The sequence below is a fragment of the Paenibacillus wulumuqiensis genome, assembly GCF_000971965.1.
Classification (GTDB): Bacteria; Bacillota; Bacilli; order Paenibacillales; family Paenibacillaceae; genus Saccharibacillus; species Saccharibacillus wulumuqiensis.
This window is the reverse complement of record NZ_KQ040795.1, coordinates 274959-292463: the sequence shown is the minus strand read 5'-3', so window position 1 is coordinate 292463 and position 17505 is coordinate 274959. Positions and strand designations below refer to the sequence as shown.

General features: G+C 48.2%; 13 protein-coding genes. 8 read left to right on the top strand and 5 right to left on the bottom strand.

Annotated features, from left to right (window positions below; genetic code table 11):
* Positions 1–265: 265 nt before the first annotated feature.
* The 4 genes from WH45_RS08015 to WH45_RS08000 form a co-directional block, all read right to left on the bottom strand.
* Positions 266–883, bottom strand: a complete 618-nt coding sequence (locus WH45_RS08015; RefSeq protein ID WP_046213860.1) for a DedA family protein — start codon at positions 881–883, stop codon at positions 266–268.
* A gap of 157 nt (positions 884–1040) precedes the next feature.
* Entirely contained in the window at positions 1041–2459 is a 1419-nt protein-coding gene (locus WH45_RS08010; protein WP_046213859.1) for a sensor histidine kinase, read from the bottom strand.
* On the bottom strand, positions 2446–3153 hold the full coding sequence (locus WH45_RS08005; RefSeq protein ID WP_046213858.1) for a response regulator transcription factor: 708 nt from the start codon (positions 3151–3153) through the stop codon (positions 2446–2448). The genes WH45_RS08010 and WH45_RS08005 overlap by 14 nt, the downstream gene beginning before the upstream one ends.
* A gap of 1 nt (position 3154) precedes the next feature.
* Entirely contained in the window at positions 3155–4621 is a 1467-nt protein-coding gene (locus WH45_RS08000; RefSeq protein WP_046213857.1) for a hypothetical protein, read from the bottom strand.
* A gap of 384 nt (positions 4622–5005) precedes the next feature.
* On the opposite strand from WH45_RS08000, the gene WH45_RS07995 reads away from it, so the two are divergent.
* From WH45_RS07995 to WH45_RS07960, 8 genes are all read left to right on the top strand, one after another.
* A complete protein-coding gene (locus WH45_RS07995) occupies positions 5006–5902 on the top strand; it encodes a stalk domain-containing protein (RefSeq protein WP_052723675.1) in 897 nt (298 codons plus the stop codon).
* Between the two features lie 576 nt (positions 5903–6478).
* Complete coding sequence (locus WH45_RS07990; RefSeq protein ID WP_046213856.1) at positions 6479–7762, top strand: ABC transporter substrate-binding protein; 1284 nt, start codon at positions 6479–6481, stop codon at positions 7760–7762.
* Between the two features lie 150 nt (positions 7763–7912).
* Entirely contained in the window at positions 7913–8842 is a 930-nt protein-coding gene (locus WH45_RS07985) for a carbohydrate ABC transporter permease (RefSeq protein ID WP_046213855.1), read from the top strand.
* A complete protein-coding gene (locus tag WH45_RS07980) occupies positions 8835–9659 on the top strand; it encodes a carbohydrate ABC transporter permease (protein ID WP_046213854.1) in 825 nt (274 codons plus the stop codon). The genes WH45_RS07985 and WH45_RS07980 overlap by 8 nt, the downstream gene beginning before the upstream one ends.
* Positions 9660–9972: 313 nt before the next feature.
* Positions 9973–13071 carry a beta-galactosidase, LacZ type gene (locus WH45_RS07975; protein WP_082096609.1) on the top strand — a complete coding sequence of 1033 codons (3099 nt, stop codon included), beginning with the start codon at positions 9973–9975 and terminating at the stop codon, positions 13069–13071.
* 281 nt (positions 13072–13352) lie between these two features.
* On the top strand, positions 13353–13961 hold the full coding sequence (locus tag WH45_RS07970) for an esterase/lipase family protein (protein ID WP_082096607.1): 609 nt from the start codon (positions 13353–13355) through the stop codon (positions 13959–13961).
* Positions 13962–14119: 158 nt separating this feature from the next.
* The gene (locus WH45_RS07965) at positions 14120–14926 is read left to right on the top strand and encodes a helix-turn-helix transcriptional regulator (RefSeq protein ID WP_046213853.1); all 807 of its coding nucleotides are present in this window, start codon (positions 14120–14122) and stop codon (positions 14924–14926) included.
* Positions 14927–15011: 85 nt separating this feature from the next.
* Positions 15012–16016: a proline dehydrogenase family protein gene (locus WH45_RS07960; protein ID WP_407668018.1), complete on the top strand. Its 1005-nt coding sequence runs from the start codon at positions 15012–15014 to the stop codon at positions 16014–16016.
* A 109-nt stretch (positions 16017–16125) separates the two neighbouring features.
* Here WH45_RS07960 and WH45_RS07955 read toward each other — a convergent pair whose 3' ends face one another.
* The gene (locus WH45_RS07955; RefSeq protein ID WP_046213898.1) at positions 16126–17379 is read right to left on the bottom strand and encodes an alkaline phosphatase; all 1254 of its coding nucleotides are present in this window, start codon (positions 17377–17379) and stop codon (positions 16126–16128) included.
* Positions 17380–17505 lie beyond the last annotated feature (126 nt).

Sequence of the window (17505 nt, the reverse complement as noted above, 5' to 3'; positions counted from 1 at the left end):
TAGTAAGCAGTAAGCAGTAAGCAGTAAGCAGTAAGCAGTAAGCAGTAAGCAGTAAGCAGTAAGTGGAGACAGTTATGCAATGATGTAAAATATCCCTGCAACAAAGGAGACATCGAATCGACGGTTCGTCTTCTAAGGTTCCAGGGGTATTTTTCTGTACAGAGCTGAAATGATGGAGGCTGTAACCATATCTTGGAATACAAAGCATCTCCGATCTTTTGAACGGGCTTCTCCCAAATCTGCTATGGAAGACTGTATTGGGAATTTATTTGGTGTTTACCTTTTTGCCGCGACGTACAAACCAGATGATCAATCCAATTCCTGCAGCTGCAATAAGGGTATAGGAGATATTGGAATAGACATCCATGAAGTTGGTAATGGAATGCCAGTTCTCTCCCAGAGCGGCTCCTACAGTGACCAGAATCGTATTCCAGATCAATGTACCAACTGTCGTAAACAGCAGGAACAGGCCGAATTTCATATTGGACATTCCGGCAGGAATGGAGATCAGGCTGCGTACGAGTGGAATCATCCGGCAGAACAATACAGTCCAATATCCATATTTGTCAAACCAGGCATCTGCCCGGTGGACATCTTCTTTTTTGATCCGAAGAACATGGCCCCAGCGGTCGATAATCTTCTCCAATCGCGAGACATCCAGCGCTCGTCCAACTCCATACAGAATCACAGCTCCAGCCACAGAGCCGATCGTAGCGGCAATGATGACCCCAATTACAGTCAGGGATGAATTGGTAGTCATGAAGCCTCCAAATGGAAGTACCACCTCTGAAGGAATAGGCGGAAATACATTTTCCAAAGCGATGATCAGGGCAATACCAATATAACCGTATTCCTCCATAAAACTTGTAATCCAATTCTGCAAGATAATCCTCCTTTAACTTTATGCTATCCGGGTATTGATTAATGACTTTATTTATGTCAAAATATACAGTTAACGCATTATTGACTTGTTTAGAATATACAATATAAAAGAAGCGCATGCAAAGTTTACCTTTGACATGCGCTTCTTTTAATATGATTTAAGCTAGATTATCCTGAATAGCATCAGGATCAGGCATTAAGGGGAGAATGACAGTAATGGTAGTGCCACTGCCATACTCGCTTTCAATCTGGAGTTTTCCGCTGTGCAGCTGTATGATTTCTTTGCTGATAGCCAGACCGAGACCGCTGCCGGACATTTTGGACCGTCCTTTGTAAAAACGTTCTCCTATTTTGTTCAGATCTTCAGGAGGGATACCTTCTCCATTATCCTGTATTGATACATATACGAGCCGGTCCCGACGCATCACAGTAAGCCATACATTACCGTCCTGCTTGGAGAACTTGATCGCATTGTCCAACAGATTAACAAATACCTGCTTCAACCGGTTCAGATCAGCGTTCATGGGCAGTGTTTCTTCCGTAAGGTCCGTATGCAACGTAACATTGCGCTTATTGCCGGCATAGCTGTACTGAAGTTCCAAATTGCGCAGCAATTGGTGAAGATCGACAGGTTCACGCCGCAGCTGAATTTCTCCTGTCTGATATTTGGAAAAATCCAGCAGATCCTCTACCAGTCCAATCAACCGCTCAGTCTCTCCATTAATTACTTCCAGCCCCAGCAGGGTCTCCTCTTCATCTTCCAGACCGCCTACAACCAGCGTCTCGCCCCATCCTTTGATCGAGGTCAGCGGCGTCCGCAGTTCATGAGAGATGGTGGAGATAAAATTGTTTTTCATTTTTTCATTTTTGGCCAGTTCCTCATTCATATGATTGAGCGAATCGGCCAGTGTACCGACTTCATCATTATATTTACGTACTGCTCGGGCTGAAAAATCTCCGGTAGCCATCTGACGGGAGATGCCGGTTAATTCTTTGACAGGATCAATAATCCGCCGGGCAATAATCAGGCTGAGTGCGAATCCGATAAGCAGCACAATTAATCCAATCGCAACCGCCCAGCTGATCAAACCAAATACAGCATCGTAAAGAGGCTCTGTGGATACAGAGAAACGCAGTACACCAATGAGCTCTCCGCTATTGGTGAGTGGGCTGGATACTGCCATAATCCTTCCCTGATACAAGGAAGAAATCCCGCTATAATGGCCAACGCCACCTTGCAAAGCTACAGCGACATCCTCTGTATCGATTCGATCCAGAGAGGAGAAGCCGTAGGAATCGATGACCGTTTGTCCTTTAAGATTCAACACTTCGACACGGCTGCTCTCATTGGCTATCAGCTGCTCCAGAATGTTGCGAGCTCGCTCGGACAGTGTAGTACCATTGATAAATTGATTGGCAAAGGTTGCTGTTGTCGTCACCCGTGACTCCAAAATCTGTCGGGAACTGCTGAAATAATAGGTGTATACCGCAAAAGCAAACACTGCCTCCAACAAAAGCACAATAACCAACAGCAGCAGACCAATCTGTAATAATAACCTTGCTTTAATTCCCTTCATCACAGGGATCAGTCCTCCATAGGTAGCCGTATCCCCATACTGTCTCGATATACTCGGGCTTCGCATCGTCTTTCTCGATTTTCTGCCGGATACGCCGGATATTTACATCCACAATCTTCATATCACCTGTAAAGAAACGTCCCCATAATGTGTTCAGGATTTCATCCCGGTGAATGGCTTTGTTGGGATTTTCCATGAGCAGCTTTATAATATCAAATTCCTTGGGAGTCAACAGAATCGTCTGTTCACCACGCATTAATTTGCGCTGATCCAGCAGCACTCGGAAGGGTGGACTAACCAGCACAGGTTCCTCCGGAAGATTATCTGCCGGGTAAAGACGCCGGTAGAGTGAATTCAGCCGTGCAACCAACTCGCCGGGGCTGAACGGCTTAACGATATAATCATCTGCGCCCAGATCGAGACCTGTAATTTTGTCCACTTCCTGTCCTCTGGCAGTAAGCATAATAATTCCGATTCGTGGATTCAATTTGCGCAGGCAGGCACAGACTTCGAATCCGTCCATTCCCGGGAGCATGACATCCAGTACGGCCATATCAATTTCAGGGTGGAGCTTGATGGCTTCGATGGCCGTCTCGCCCGTAGCTGCTTCGATTACTTCAAATCCGGCACGTTTGAGATTGATACGGACAAAATCGCGAATCGGTTTTTCATCTTCAAGTATTAGAACGTTCATGTTATTGCTTCTCCTTTCCCGGCTCATACAGCTGGTTTTTGGTAAGTGAGCGCAGGTCTGATATCGTCAGCAATAATGGTTTGTAATGCGCAACCTGCTTTTCTTCCAATTGATTATGGGTACTATCGGGTAAAATGGCGACAGTCACCTGTGGTTCTGCGCTATATTTTTTGGGGAATGTACGTCCCATTACCAAATAGGATATTTTCTTTTTCTTTAATGCAGATTCAGACTGCTTCCATTCTGTGAGAGACATTCGGCGTAAAGTTAGCAAATCAGCTGTAACTTTGCCGTTTCTTGGATATATGAAGCGAATTTCTTTTGTAGGATCTACTTTGTCATCCGACAGTTGAATACGATATTGACCGAGCCAGCGATCCGGAATGCGGAAGTTATAAACGTCCTGGGTAAGATGATCCTCCACAAAATTCAGGTGGCGGTTACCATCCCATTGGTAAAATGTATTGATTTGAAGTATGGAGGACATACCCGTGTTTTCTATTCCTGGTGGTACGGTACTAAACTTTACCTCCATAATGCCATCATGGTTATGGTCTGTATTTTCAAACGGATAATTGGTCCAGGAAATATGATTGTTGCCCAGCACTCCTTTTCCATCATCCGGTGGACCCAGCAAAAGGGATCTATGATGAGCCAGATCATTGCGTATGGATCGGGGAGCGACCATTATATTGACCAGTCTATAATCTTTTCTTAGCAAGAGGGCCGTATAATCGGATGATCCATTCTGGATTTGCGCGAATAATGCATTATGATTGGCAGAAGCTGGCCCTATTTGGAGATTGTACACCCAACCATTAGCAGCCCGTTCGGCCAGCAACATAATCTTCCCCTCTCGTGCACCAAACAGCTGGATTTTATAACCAGGCATATTTTCTACGATAGCGGGAACAATAGCGATTTGCGCAAGACCCTGGCTGTCCATTTTGCCTGCAGCAATCTTATGGTAGGTCTGTTCAAAGATTGGAGCTGCCTTTAGGTTGTGAAATGAGTAAACACGCAGCTCTTTTGGAAGACTCTCGTCGCCTACAGTGAAACCAAGCAGCAGATTGGGAACCTTCCGATCTGTCACCGGTGTTACATTTACATAGTCAATGCTTATTCCATACTGGGTAATGAGGTCTGCCTTTTGCCAGCTTCCATTCTTCTGATGCAAAATTAAAATATTAATCTCATAAGGTGACATGACGGTTTTGTAAAAAGTCATCAGTTCCTGATGTCCGTCTCCGTCCAGATCTACCAGACGAATCGCGCTGCCCTGATCAAAAGAAGAGGGTATGGTCAGCTGATAGCCGTTGGGAAGAAAGGGCAATACGGCCTGGAAAAGTGCCTGTTCTTTATTGGTACGATTGGGTGCATGCAAAAGTTCGCCAGGGGAAGCAATCTGGCTGCATCCGGATACAACGAGTACAAGCAGTAACAGGCTTATTACTTTCATGAGTCTCATGGGTTAATTCCTTTCATATTGTTTCCTCTTGTCCTGGTCTGATAAGGCGACCCAAGCAGGAGAATACAGCTGATAACATACTATAATATATCGGCTGCTTTACATTAAATGAAAATGGTGGATATGGTGATTTTGACATTTATCGCTTTTACCCATTCATCTTAATGAGGAGAGCGAGAAAAAAGGTTACAAAGTGGTTAATCAGACAAACAACGTGATAGTAATCCACTATAGAGGTGCAATAAGCCGAAAAGGGTTCGGGAGTTCGCTTAATTAGTAGTTGGAGCGCGAAAGATGGTAAGATGAATATGGCATGTGGAATTGAAACAGGTTTGGTTTAATAATGTACATCGGACGGTATGATGATCAATGGAGGAATCAGATATGATCAAAGCATTTTCCAGACTGGCATTATCAGTGGTAGTTGCTCTCAGTATAGGAGCCGGGACCGTACAGGCCGCTGTTCCCGATATTCAGGTTGTCGTTAATAATTCAACAGTCTATGCCGGCGTAGAGCCGTACGTGGAAAAAGGGACCACGATGATACCGATCAAAGCCCTGCAGTACATACCAGGTAATTCAACGATTTGGAACAATACAACCCAGACGGTCACTGTCAGCCAGGATGGTACGGTTATCAAGCTGGTGATTGGGCAGACGACAGCCACCATCGGTGACCGTACCGTTAATCTGCCGGTTGCACCAACGCTGCGGAGCGGACGTGCGATGGTGCCGCTGCGCTTTCTGGCAGAAGCGGCAAAGGCGGCAGTGAGCTGGAATCCGGCGAGCCGTACGGTCTATGTAGCCAAGACGCCGCCGCAGCTGATCCAGCAGGCCAACGGAAGTGATCTGGCGCTGGGACGCGAGGCAGCTGTGAGTATGCCGCGAATCAGCAAGCTGAAGAGCTATGCGCCGTCGGACGATAGCAATGCGGGATACACCTACTATTTCCCGGAAGGACAATCTTTCCCGTTCTTTGAACAACGTGGGGATGTTATTTCTTATTATGAAATGCAGGATAATCACAGTGAGCTGGCATGGACCGCCAAGCTGAATATGAATCAGACGTCCACCTCACCAATCTTCTTCCTGCCGTACGAAATTGCATCCCAGACAGGCACTACGCCAACCGTGACAGGTCGGGTAGCCTTTTATGATACTCTGCCGGTCAGCGGAGCGACACGTTCCGGATATATCACTCCCGCTGCACCAGCTACAGGCGCGGGCAGCAATCAGACACCGGGACGATTCGGCAATATTACCGGAGAAATCAAAAAGTAAGTTCAGAATCCAAGCTTCAGACCACAATTCACAGCATCAAGCATCCACAGCAGCATAATTATTAATATGATGTGGAATCCATACAGCCATGTACATGAACCTGAACAGGTCTCTTATTACATTTGTCCGAACAGCCGGATACAGGAAGTTATACTCCTGTATCCGGCTTTTTTTTGTGATAAACCAGATAAGGCAGATGAAGAGAAGGTATTGGATAGATACAGAATAAGGAAGCTGGCCATATGCGGGTACAGTGTATTTGCTGAAATGTATCCGTTTGCATTCGCAAGCAGCGAGAATCTTTAAATTTTACCAAAATCCAAATAAAGTACAAATGATAACGCTATCATTTTGGAGAGAACCAACAATATGACAAATCCGTACAAAGATATTCCTAACAAGCCAACAGAATGGAATGATAAGATAAATCCATAAACAAGCAAGCGCTTTCAAGACGACCAGACACAGTGTTCAGGCATTGCACGAAAAGCGTAATGCTTCCATACCAGCGCGTTCGACTTTACGGAGCGGATGGTATACAGATGCATATCATACAAAGAGCAGGGGTTGAACAGAATGAAAAAATTGATGTTTCTTTTACTGGCAAGCGTACTGTTATTATCTGCATGTTCCGGCGGTGGTGGTAATGCAAGCTCTGACCCGGGCAAAAAAGAAATCACGGTCTGGGCATGGGATCCAAACTTTAACATTGCCGCACTCAATCTGGCAAAAGAGAAATATATGGCGGCACATCCTGATGTAAAGATCAACATCGTGGAAAATGCGCAGGCGGATATCGTGCAAAAGTTGAACACCGGCCTTAATTCCGGTACAACGAAAGGTCTGCCAAACATTGTACTGATCGAGGATTATCGCTCCCAGGGATTCCTGCAAGCGTATCCAGATGCTTTCCGTGATATGTCCGCTTCCATCAAGGCTGCTGACTTTGCCGATTACAAAGCGGGTCCTACCAGCTACCAGAGCAAACAATACGGCGTACCTTTCGATTCCGGTGTAACCGGTCTGTATGTACGTACGGATTACCTGGAACAAGCGGGCTACAAAGTCGCTGATCTGCAGGATATCGACTGGGATCAATTTATCGAAATCGGTAAAAAAGTAAAAGCGGCAACTGGCAAAGACATGCTGACACAGGATCCAAATGACCTCGGCCTGATCCGCTCCATGATCCAGTCTGCAGGCAGCTGGTACCTGAAAGAAGACGGCACTACACCTAATATCGCCGGCAATGCAGCTCTGAAAAAAGCGCTGGAAACCTACAAAGCCATGTATGATGCCAACATTGTCAAAGCCAATTCCGACTGGAGCCAGTTCCTGGCTGCATTCAACAGCGGCGCGGTGGCTTCCGTACCTACAGGTAACTGGATCACTCCATCCATCAAGGCTGAAGCTTCCCAATCCGGCAAATGGGCAGTCGTTCCATTCCCGGTACTCAAAGATGTACCTAACTCTGTACATGCCTCCAACATCGGCGGTGCTTCCTGGTATGTGATGAATGTAGACGGGCAGGATACTGCAGCAGACTTCCTGAAATCCACATTCGGTTCGGACAAAGATCTGTACCAGGATATGCTGACCAAAATCGGTATTATCGGCACACTGAAAACATCTGCCGATAACGAAGCGTATGACAAGCCGGACGAGTTCTTCGGTGGACAAAAAGTATATGCTGACTTTGCAAAATGGACAACCGAAGTACCAAACGTCAATTACGGTCTGCATACGTACGCTATCGAGGATATCATGACGGTAGAAGTACAAAACTACCTGAGCGGCAGCAAAGATGTGGATACCATGATGAACGATGTACAGGCACAGGCTGAAGCCCAGCTGAAATAATTCATCAACAGGCATGAATGAATCAGGAGATAAAACCTTGGGCTTAAACGTTCAAGGTTTTATTTTTCCTTATGGATAGGTGTGTACAACCCGCAGGCGAGCAACCCATACAGAAAAAGCAAACCGGCGATATGAAGGAGATGAGACGATATGAAGACAGCAGAACCTGCTTTGAATCCAAGCAAAAAAGCGACCCGTTCCCGAATGGGCAATCGTGTAAAAGAAGGCATCACGGGCTGGATGTTCGTGGGCGTAGCCGCATTACTTATTTTTATCTTCTTTTTCTATCCAATGCTCCAGGCACTGATTCTGTCCTTCCAGACAGGAACAGGCATGAATTTGAAATTTAACGGCTTGGCGAACTACACGCGTCTGTTCACAGACAGTATGTTCCTGACAGCTGTCAAAAATACATTCATTTATCTGATTTTCCAGGTTCCGCTGATGGTCATTCTGGCCTTGTTCATCTCTGTGCTGCTGAATGACAAAAACCTGAAATTCAAAGGCTTTTTCCGTACGGCGATCTTCCTGCCGTGTATTACATCGCTGGTTGCGTATGCGGTTGTGTTCAAATACCTGTTCTCTTCGGACGGACTGGTAAATGCAATGCTGCTGAACCTGCATCTGACCAATACGCCGATCGACTGGATCACCGATCCATTCTGGGCGAAAGTAACGATTATTATCGCAATTACCTGGCGCTGGACCGGATATAACATGATCTTCTATCTGTCCGGCCTGCAAAATATCGACAGTTCCATTTACGAAGCGGCCCGTATTGATGGTGCTTCCGCGATTCGTCAGTTCTTCAGCATTACGGTACCGCTGCTGAAGCCGATCATCCTGTTCACATCGATCACTTCCACGATCGGTACGCTGCAGCTGTTTGATGAAGTCGTGAATATTACCAAAGGTGGACCGGGTAATGCGACGACCAGTATCTCGCAGTACATCTACAATCTGTCCTTTGAATATTCACCGGACTTTGGTTATGCGGCTACCGTATCGTATTCCATCGTTATCATGATTATCGTTCTTTCCTTCATCCAGTTTAAAGTGGCAGGTGAGCGCAATGGCTAAAACAAAATTAACGTTTACGTATCTGTTTCTGATCGTCGCTGCATTTGTCTCGATCTTCCCGTTCTTCTGGATGATTGTCAGCTCGACCAACCTGTCTGTGGAAGTGACCGGCGGCAAACTGCTGCCCGGCGCCCATCTGATTGATAACCTGGCCAAGCTGACCGAATCGGTGGACATCTGGAATGCGATGTGGAATTCGGCCAAGATCGCTGTCTCCACAACCATTCTGGCGATGCTGATCGCTTCGCTGGCCGGTTATGGATTTGAAGTATACCGCAGTAGAGCGAAAGACATTTTGTTCAATATCCTGCTGCTGTCCATGATGATTCCGTTCGCAGCCCTGATGGTGCCGCTGTATCGGATGTTTGGACAGGTGACCAACTTTATTCCTTTTATCGGTATTGATACACCGGCTGCTGTCGTTATTCCAACGATGACAACGGCGTTCCTGATCTTCTTTTTCCGTCAAAGCACCAAGATGTTTCCGAAAGATCTGCTGGAAGCCGGACGCATGGACGGTCTGAGCGAACTGGGACTGTTCTTCCGGGTGTATATGCCAACGATGAAAACGTCCTATGCAGCCGCTGCGATCATTACCTTTATGTCGAGCTGGAACAACTATCTGTGGCCGCTCGTTATCCTGCAGACACCGGAGAACCAGACGATTCCGCTGCTGATCTCTAATCTGGGATCGAGTTACTCACCGGATTACGGTGTAATCATGATCGCTATCGTCATCTCTACGCTGCCGACAGCGATTGTATTCTTCCTGATGCAGAAACACTTTGTCGCAGGTATGGTAGGGTCGGTCAAATAAAATTTGGCTGATGCTATCAAAAACAACCTGGTAGGGTGCTTCACCCGCTTCGTGCCATGGAGAGGGCTGAAGTATCGCCATAAAGGACCGGATATGTTGAAATTCCTTTGAAAGGGAAACGATCCGGTCCTTAAATATGAGCGTATTGAAAGCATGAGCTCTCCCGGCGGGTGAAAGAGGAAGTAAAGGATGCGACCTGCAATAAACATAAGAATACGGAATATATTATAGTGGGATTTTATTATGTTAATAAGACATGACTCGGAAACATATAATAAAAAATGACCGAAATGAAACGAATGGAGTGATTGTAATGAGTAAGACGGAAGCGAAATGGATGCAGGACAAAGTAATATCTCCTTCCCTCGATTGGCTGAGTGATACGAGTGTATTTGCAGTAAACCGCCTGGGAGCGTATTCGGATCATAAATATTATGCGACACTGGCAGAAGCGCAAGCGCGCGGAGCGATGAATTGGCGCCATAGTCTGAATGGCAGCTGGAAGTTCAACTATGCGGTGAATCCGGCAAGCCGCCCGCAGGGATTCTATGAGCAGGACTTTGCCTGTGCAGGCTGGGGAGATATCCAGGTGCCAGGGCATATTCAGACACAAGGATATGGACAGATGCAATACGTGAACACGATGTATCCATGGGACGGTCAGGAGAATCTGCGTCCGCCGATGATCTCGCAGGAGTCCAATCCGGTCGGCAGCTATGTAAAGAATTTTTATTTGCCGGAAAATATGCAAGACGGACAGCCTGTATATATTTCCTTCCAGGGGGTCGAGTCGGCCTTTTACGTATGGCTGAACGGGCAGTTTGTCGGTTACAGCGAAGACAGCTTTACGCCGTCGGACTTTGATCTGACGCCGTACATACAGACCGGTAAGAACAAGCTGGCTGTGGAAGTGTATCAGCGTAGTACAGGCGCATGGCTGGAAGATCAGGATTTCTGGCGCTTCTCCGGTATTTTCCGTGAAGTGTATCTGTATACCGTGCCGGAAGTGCATGTGCGTGATCTGCATGTAAATGCCGGACTGGATGACAGCTATACACAGGGACAACTGAATGTGAAGCTGAATCTGGAAAAAGGACAATCGTCTGCTGGAACACGGGTCCTTCTGGAGCTGCATGATCGTGCGGGACAGGTCGTCTGCTCGGGCGAAAGTACATTTACAGAGCATAATGGAGCAGCTCAGGCTTCCTTCGCGGCTGAATTACAGGGAGTGAATGCATGGAGCGCAGAAAATCCATATCTGTACACGCTCTATATCACCGTCTACAATGCTGCCGGTGAAGTGGTTGAAGTGATTCCGCAGGGTGTGGGCTTCCGCCGCTTTGAGATGATCAACAGGGTGATGTGTCTAAACGGCAAGCGTATTGTCTTCAAAGGGGTCAACCGCCATGAATTCAACTGCCGTACCGGACGTGCGGTGACCGAGGAAGATATGCTGTGGGATATTCGTACGATCAAGCAGAACAATATGAATGCGGTGCGTACGTCACATTATCCGAATCAGACGCGCTGGTATGAGCTATGCGATGAGTATGGCATTTACCTGATCGACGAGATGAACCTGGAGACACACGGCTCCTGGCAGAAGATGGGCGCTGTAGAGCCGTCCTGGAATATACCGGGCAATCTGCCGGAATGGCAGGATATTGTTATGGATCGTGCGATCTCGATGGTCGAGCGGGACAAGAACCATCCATCGATCCTGATCTGGTCCTGCGGCAATGAATCGTATGCCGGTCAGGTGATTCTGAATGTGGCAGACTATTTCCGGGCAAAGGACCCGACCCGTCTCGTGCATTATGAAGGGGTATTCCACAACCGTGATTATGATGCGACCAGTGATATGGAGAGCCGGATGTATGCCAAACCGGCAGATATCGAAGAATATCTGAACAGCAATCCGTCCAAGCCGTATATCAGCTGTGAATACATGCATGCGATGGGCAACTCGGTTGGCGGCATGCACAAATACACGGAGCTTGAGAACAAGTACGAGATGTACCAGGGCGGATTTATCTGGGATTATATCGACCAGGCCGTAATGAAGAAAAACCGCTATGGTGTAGAATATCTGGCCTATGGCGGAGATTATGATGACCGTGCAACCGACTATGGATTCTGTACGGACGGTATCGTCTATGCCGACCGCCAGGTATCCCCAAAAATGCAGGAAGTCAAATTCCTTTACCAGAATATCAAGTTGGTGCCGGATCAGGGCGGCGTCAAAGTGGTCAATGAGAATCTGTTCGAAGGAACGGACGCTTATCAGCTGCTCTATCGTCTGAACCGTAATGGCGTACAGATGTATGAGATGACTGTCGATGTACAGGTGGCTGCCGGTCAGGAAGGTTATGTGGATATGAAACTGCCGGATGTCTCGGGACAGCCGGGTGAGTACGCGATCCATGCCTCACTCGTACTGAAGCAGGACGAGCTATGGGCACAAGCCGGCTATGAAGTTTCCTTTGGCGAGTATGTATTCGTGGTGGAAGGCGAGCGGGAAGAACCTGTCTCTGCCGGAATGATGCGTGTAGCTGAGGGGGATGTAAATATCGGTGTACATGGTGACGGCTACAGCATTATGTTCTCCAAGGGAGCAGGAAGCCTGACGTCCCTGCGTTATGGCAGCCGCGAGTATATCTCGGCTCCGCCGGTACCGATGTTCTGGCGTGCGACAACAGACAATGACAAGGGAACGGCTCAGGGCTATACTTCCGGAGCATGGCTGGCCGCGAGTCTGGCACGCCGCTGTACCCGTGTGGAGCTGCAGCAGAAACAGGATCATGTCACAGTGACATTCCAGTATATGTTCAGCATCCATACCGATGTGCGTATGACAACTGCCTATACGGTCTATCCGGATGGAAGTCTGCATGTGAAATCGCGTTATACCGGAGCAGCCGGACTGCCGAATCTGCCGATCGTGGCCCTCTCATTCAAAATTCCGGCGGATTACCATCATCTGGACTGGTATGCAATGGGACCGGATGAGAATTATATCGATCGTGCCTTTGGCGCGAGACTCGGACATTTCCGCAATGATGCAGCTGACAATGTATCCGGGTATGTGGTACCTCAGGAATCCGGCAACCGTACAGGTGTGCGCCGGGTCGATATTATGAATGATGATCAGCATGGTCTGCGCCTGACTTCACCGGCAACTGCACCGGTGGAATGCAATATTTCCCCGTATACGGCGCTGGAGTTGGAGAGTGCAGCGCATGTGTACGAGCTGCCGGAAGTTCATTACACGGTCATTACCGTAGCCGGCAAGCAAATGGGTGTCGGCGGTGATGACAGCTGGGGAGCACCGGTACATGAAGAGTACCAGATTCCTGCGGATCAGGAGCTGGAATTTGAATTTACCATTCGTAGTCTTCAGCCATCCCTGTAAGTAAAACTGTATGAATATGCAAAGCTGCTGAAGCAGGAGCAATGGCTTCAGCAGCTTTTTCATAGATATAATATTATTTGCACGTTGTCATATGAAGTATAGAAATGTAGTAAAAAACAGCCTTAAATCCTATATATTACATCAATTGACAAATATAAAATTTTAACTTATAGTTGAGTAGTATAATTAATTCCTAAATATGATAGAGGTGATTATAAGAATCTAAAATGTAAAATATTACATAATTATTCAAATTACACAGAATGGGAGAATGAACAAATATGCGTAACTTGATGACTACAATCAAATTCACAATGCTGGCAGCCATGCTGTCCACTATTTTCTGCCTGCCGGTATTTACTTCCCAGGCTTCCGCAGCAACGACACACACACCGGTTCTCTTTGTCCATGGATTGGGCGGATCTTCAAGCAACTTTATGTACATCAAAAGCTATCTGCTGAGCCAGGGCTGGACGCAGGATGAACTGTACTCCATCGATCTGCCAAGCAAGAATGGTACACAGGCAATGAATGCTCCGGCGATCCGCCGTATGGTCGATGATATCCTCGCCAGAACAGGCAGCACCAAAGTAAACATTATCGCTCACAGCATGGGCGGTGCCAACAGCCTCTACTATATCCTGAACTATGGCGGTGGAGATAAAGTCGACAAGCTGATTACGCTGGGCGGTGCTAACCGTCTGACTACAGGTACTGCACCTGCCGGTATTGATATGACTTCGATCTACAGCATCAACGATCAGATCGTCAGCAACTACCTCTCCATCGTCGATGGTGCGAATAATATCCGTATTTCCGGTGTCTACCATGTAGGTCTGATCTTCAACTCCTATGTGAACAGTCTGGTACTGAATGCTCTGCAAGAGTAGGACAGCCGGACAGATAACAGGTAAATGATTGGTCAATCAAATAAAGAGCATTTCATATCGCAAAGTATGGTAATGTTCCAGCGCAGCCGCTGGTCAGGGAAACTCCTTGACTGGCGGCTTTTTGCTATCCATACTATTCGACAAAGGAGGTGCGTAACATGGCCGATATGATATTTTACCGTCACCCGGATCTGCCTTTTCTGGAAGCCAAGCAGTGTCTGGCTGATGAGCTGGCATATCACCGACATTTTCATGAGGAATATTCGATCGGGTTGATCGAGCAGGGGCGGACGAATGCCTGGTGCGATGGGACCTCAATGATGGTGGAACAAGGACGTGTGATCAGTTTTCCGCCGCAGATGCTGCATGCCTGCCATCCGGAAAAGGGAATGAATTGGCAGTACCGAATGCTGTTCATCCAGCCGGAATGGCTGCAGGGGCTGGGACAGCGAGAAAGAGAGGCTATCCATATTCCGTATCTGCTGTCTGCCGGCAAAAATGAAGCCTGCCGCCGGCAGATCCGCCTGATCATGCAGCAGCTCCGGCAGCAGGAAAGTGCGCTGGTTGTAGAGAGCGCATTGATCGAACTGATGCAGACACTGGCAGGCCAGGAGCCCGGTGATGTGCGTCATAGACATTCATCCGATGGAGACCATAAATACATAGGGCGGATTCGGGACTATCTGAAGGCCCATTTCAATGAGAAAATCACGCTGGCCCAGCTGGAGCAGGAGGTGGGAATCAGCCGGTTTCATCTGATTCGCCTGTTCAAGCAGTGGAATCATCTGCCGCCGCATCGGTATCAGAATGTACTGCGTGTTAACTATGCCAAAACCGAACTGGCCCGCCAGCGGCCAATCGCCGATATTGCGGTAGAAGCTGGTTTTTACGATCAGAGTCATCTGACACGTCTGTTCACCCGAATGGTCGGTGTGACGCCGGGCAAATACAGTTTGTCGGTGTAGATTTATATGGAAGACAGCAATTTTGTACAATCCCTGTAGACGCTGCTCCTGTATGCTGGCAACAGATCAGGAGAAGGGAAGGTACATGATGAATACAATGAATCTATCGCTGTACAATGAATCGATAGAAACACAGCTGTCCGATGCACTGAAATCTGTTGCCCGCAGACAGGATATCAAGGAGTATATCGATCATGATCCGGTCATGAACCGGCTGCTGAGAAAAGCGGCGGATCGCTATGTGACCGGAGAAAACCGCTCGCAGGCACTGCATACCGCAAGGCGGCTGGAAGCTGCCGGCTATGCCGTCTCGCTCGAATATATTGGAGAAAATACGCAGGGTGCAGAAGAGTGTAAGCAGGCGGTACAGGAACTGTCCATACTGATCCGTGAAGCAGGATCGGATAGCCATGGAACCCGGGTATCCTTTGACCTGTCGCATATCGGGCTGCTGCTGGATACGGAAATGACGCTACAGCATCTATTGGAGCTGGCTGGACAGGCAGAATCGGTGGGGGTGGAGCTCTTCATCAGCATGGAGGAGTCTGCCAAAACAGACCAAATTCTGTCGGTGTATACCCGTGCAGTCCGTCAGTATCCGGAGAATATCGGCATTACGCTGCAGGCCCAGCTGCACCGGACACCGGAAGACGCTATCACGAGTCTGCCTGCCGGTGCTCGTGTACGTATCGTTAAAGGTGCCTACCAGGAGCCGTCATCCATCTCCCTGCCGCGTTCGCAGGAGCTGGATACACGTTATATGGAATTGGTAGAATATGCGGTCAAGCAGGGCTGCCGGGTATCGGTGGCCACACATGATGAAGCGCTGATCGAGCAGATGCTGGAGATGAGACGCGAAACGGATAGCCATGTGGAATATGAGCTGCTGTATGGCATTCGCCCAGATCTCAGCCGTCGTCTGCTGGATGACGGTCATCCGGTACGCATTTACCTGACCTATGGTCATGAATGGTATCTGTATCTGTGTCACCGGATTGCGGAATATCCGCCGAATCTGTTCCAGGCTGTCATCGATATGGTCAGCGAGGAACAGCCGGAATTTATACAGCAGTATATGGAAAAGGCATAGGTGGTCCGACTTGGGATCAGCAAAAAAGCAGGCTGTTTCCCGATAAGGGACAGCCTGCTTTTTTATGCGGCAAGGGTGAATAAACCATGCCTGTTGCTGAAAATGGAGATTACTTGAGCTTCAGCAATTTGACCAGTTTGTCGTGAATTGCTGTGTTCTGGTAGTTGCCGGTGAACTCTTCGGAACCCGGACCCATCGCTGTCAGTGCCACGTCTACTGCACTGTGGCCGCCTGTTGTCCAGTCCACATAGAATTGCTCTTTGGAACCGGCGATAGTGAACGGGCCGTCTTCCTTGGATTCGCCGTCACCGGACTCATCATCAGCGTCGACTTCCTCGATCACCATACCGCCTGTCTCATGGTCAGCGGTAACAAGTACGAGCGTGTCAGGGTGCTTTTTGGCATAGTCTTTGGCGACTTTGACGGCTTTATCCAGCTGCTGGCCGGCTTTGATGGTCAGAGCAGCATCGTTGTCATGGGCCATCTCGTCGGTGCCTTCTTCCTCGACCATCAGGAAGAACCCTTTATCGTTTTTGGACAATACGTCCAGTGCTTTGGTGGTCATATCCGGCAGGGATACGGTTGGATTATATTTGTTGCCCAGTTCATTATGCGCCTGGAACATCTCTTCGTTGGCGAACAGACCGAGCAGTTTGCTGCCTTTGGAAGCTTTCATCTCGGCGGTATCAGTGACATAGTCATAGCCCAGTTTTTTGGCACGGTCGACCAGATTGCCCTGGGTACCTTTGCTGCCTTCGGATGGATCTTCAGCCGGAGCATCCGGATGAGCACCAGCTGTGCCTTTTGGATACCAGAAATCTTCGCCTCCGCCGAGCAGAACGTCGATTTTGCTGTTCTCAATGTACTGCTTGGCGATATCGCTCTGTGCGGAACGGTTCTCTACATGAGCGCCAAAAGCTGCCCCTGTCGCATCCGTGACCTGGCTGGTCGTTACGACGCCAGTGGACATGCCTGCTTTTTTGGCCAGTTCCATAACGGTAGTGACCGGCTTCTTCTTGGCATCCATGCCGATCGCGCCGTTGTACGTTTTGACACCGGTCGCAATCGCGGTTGCAGCTGCGGCAGAGTCTGTTACGAGACTGTCACTGGAGCTGGTGCGTACGAGTCCGGATACCGGCATTTTGTCCATTTCCAGGGTGCCGTTTTTGCCGACAGTGGCATAGCGGATAGCATTGCGGCTTGCTTCGCCCATACCGTCTCCGATAAACAGGATCACGTTTTTGGGAGCCGTTACTTTTTTGGCTGCGATGGTGGATGCAGCATCGGCAGTGGTGAAGCCGCTGGTGAACAGGGGCACACTTAATACAGCGGCTGCGCCCAGGGACAGGGCCGCTTTTTTCATGGAAAAGGTATTCAAGATTGTCACACTCCTAATATGTATTCATATGATACATTGATCATATATCCCATTTGTCATATGAAAAACCTTATTTTGTAAACGCAATATAAAATTGCATATTTGTATTCG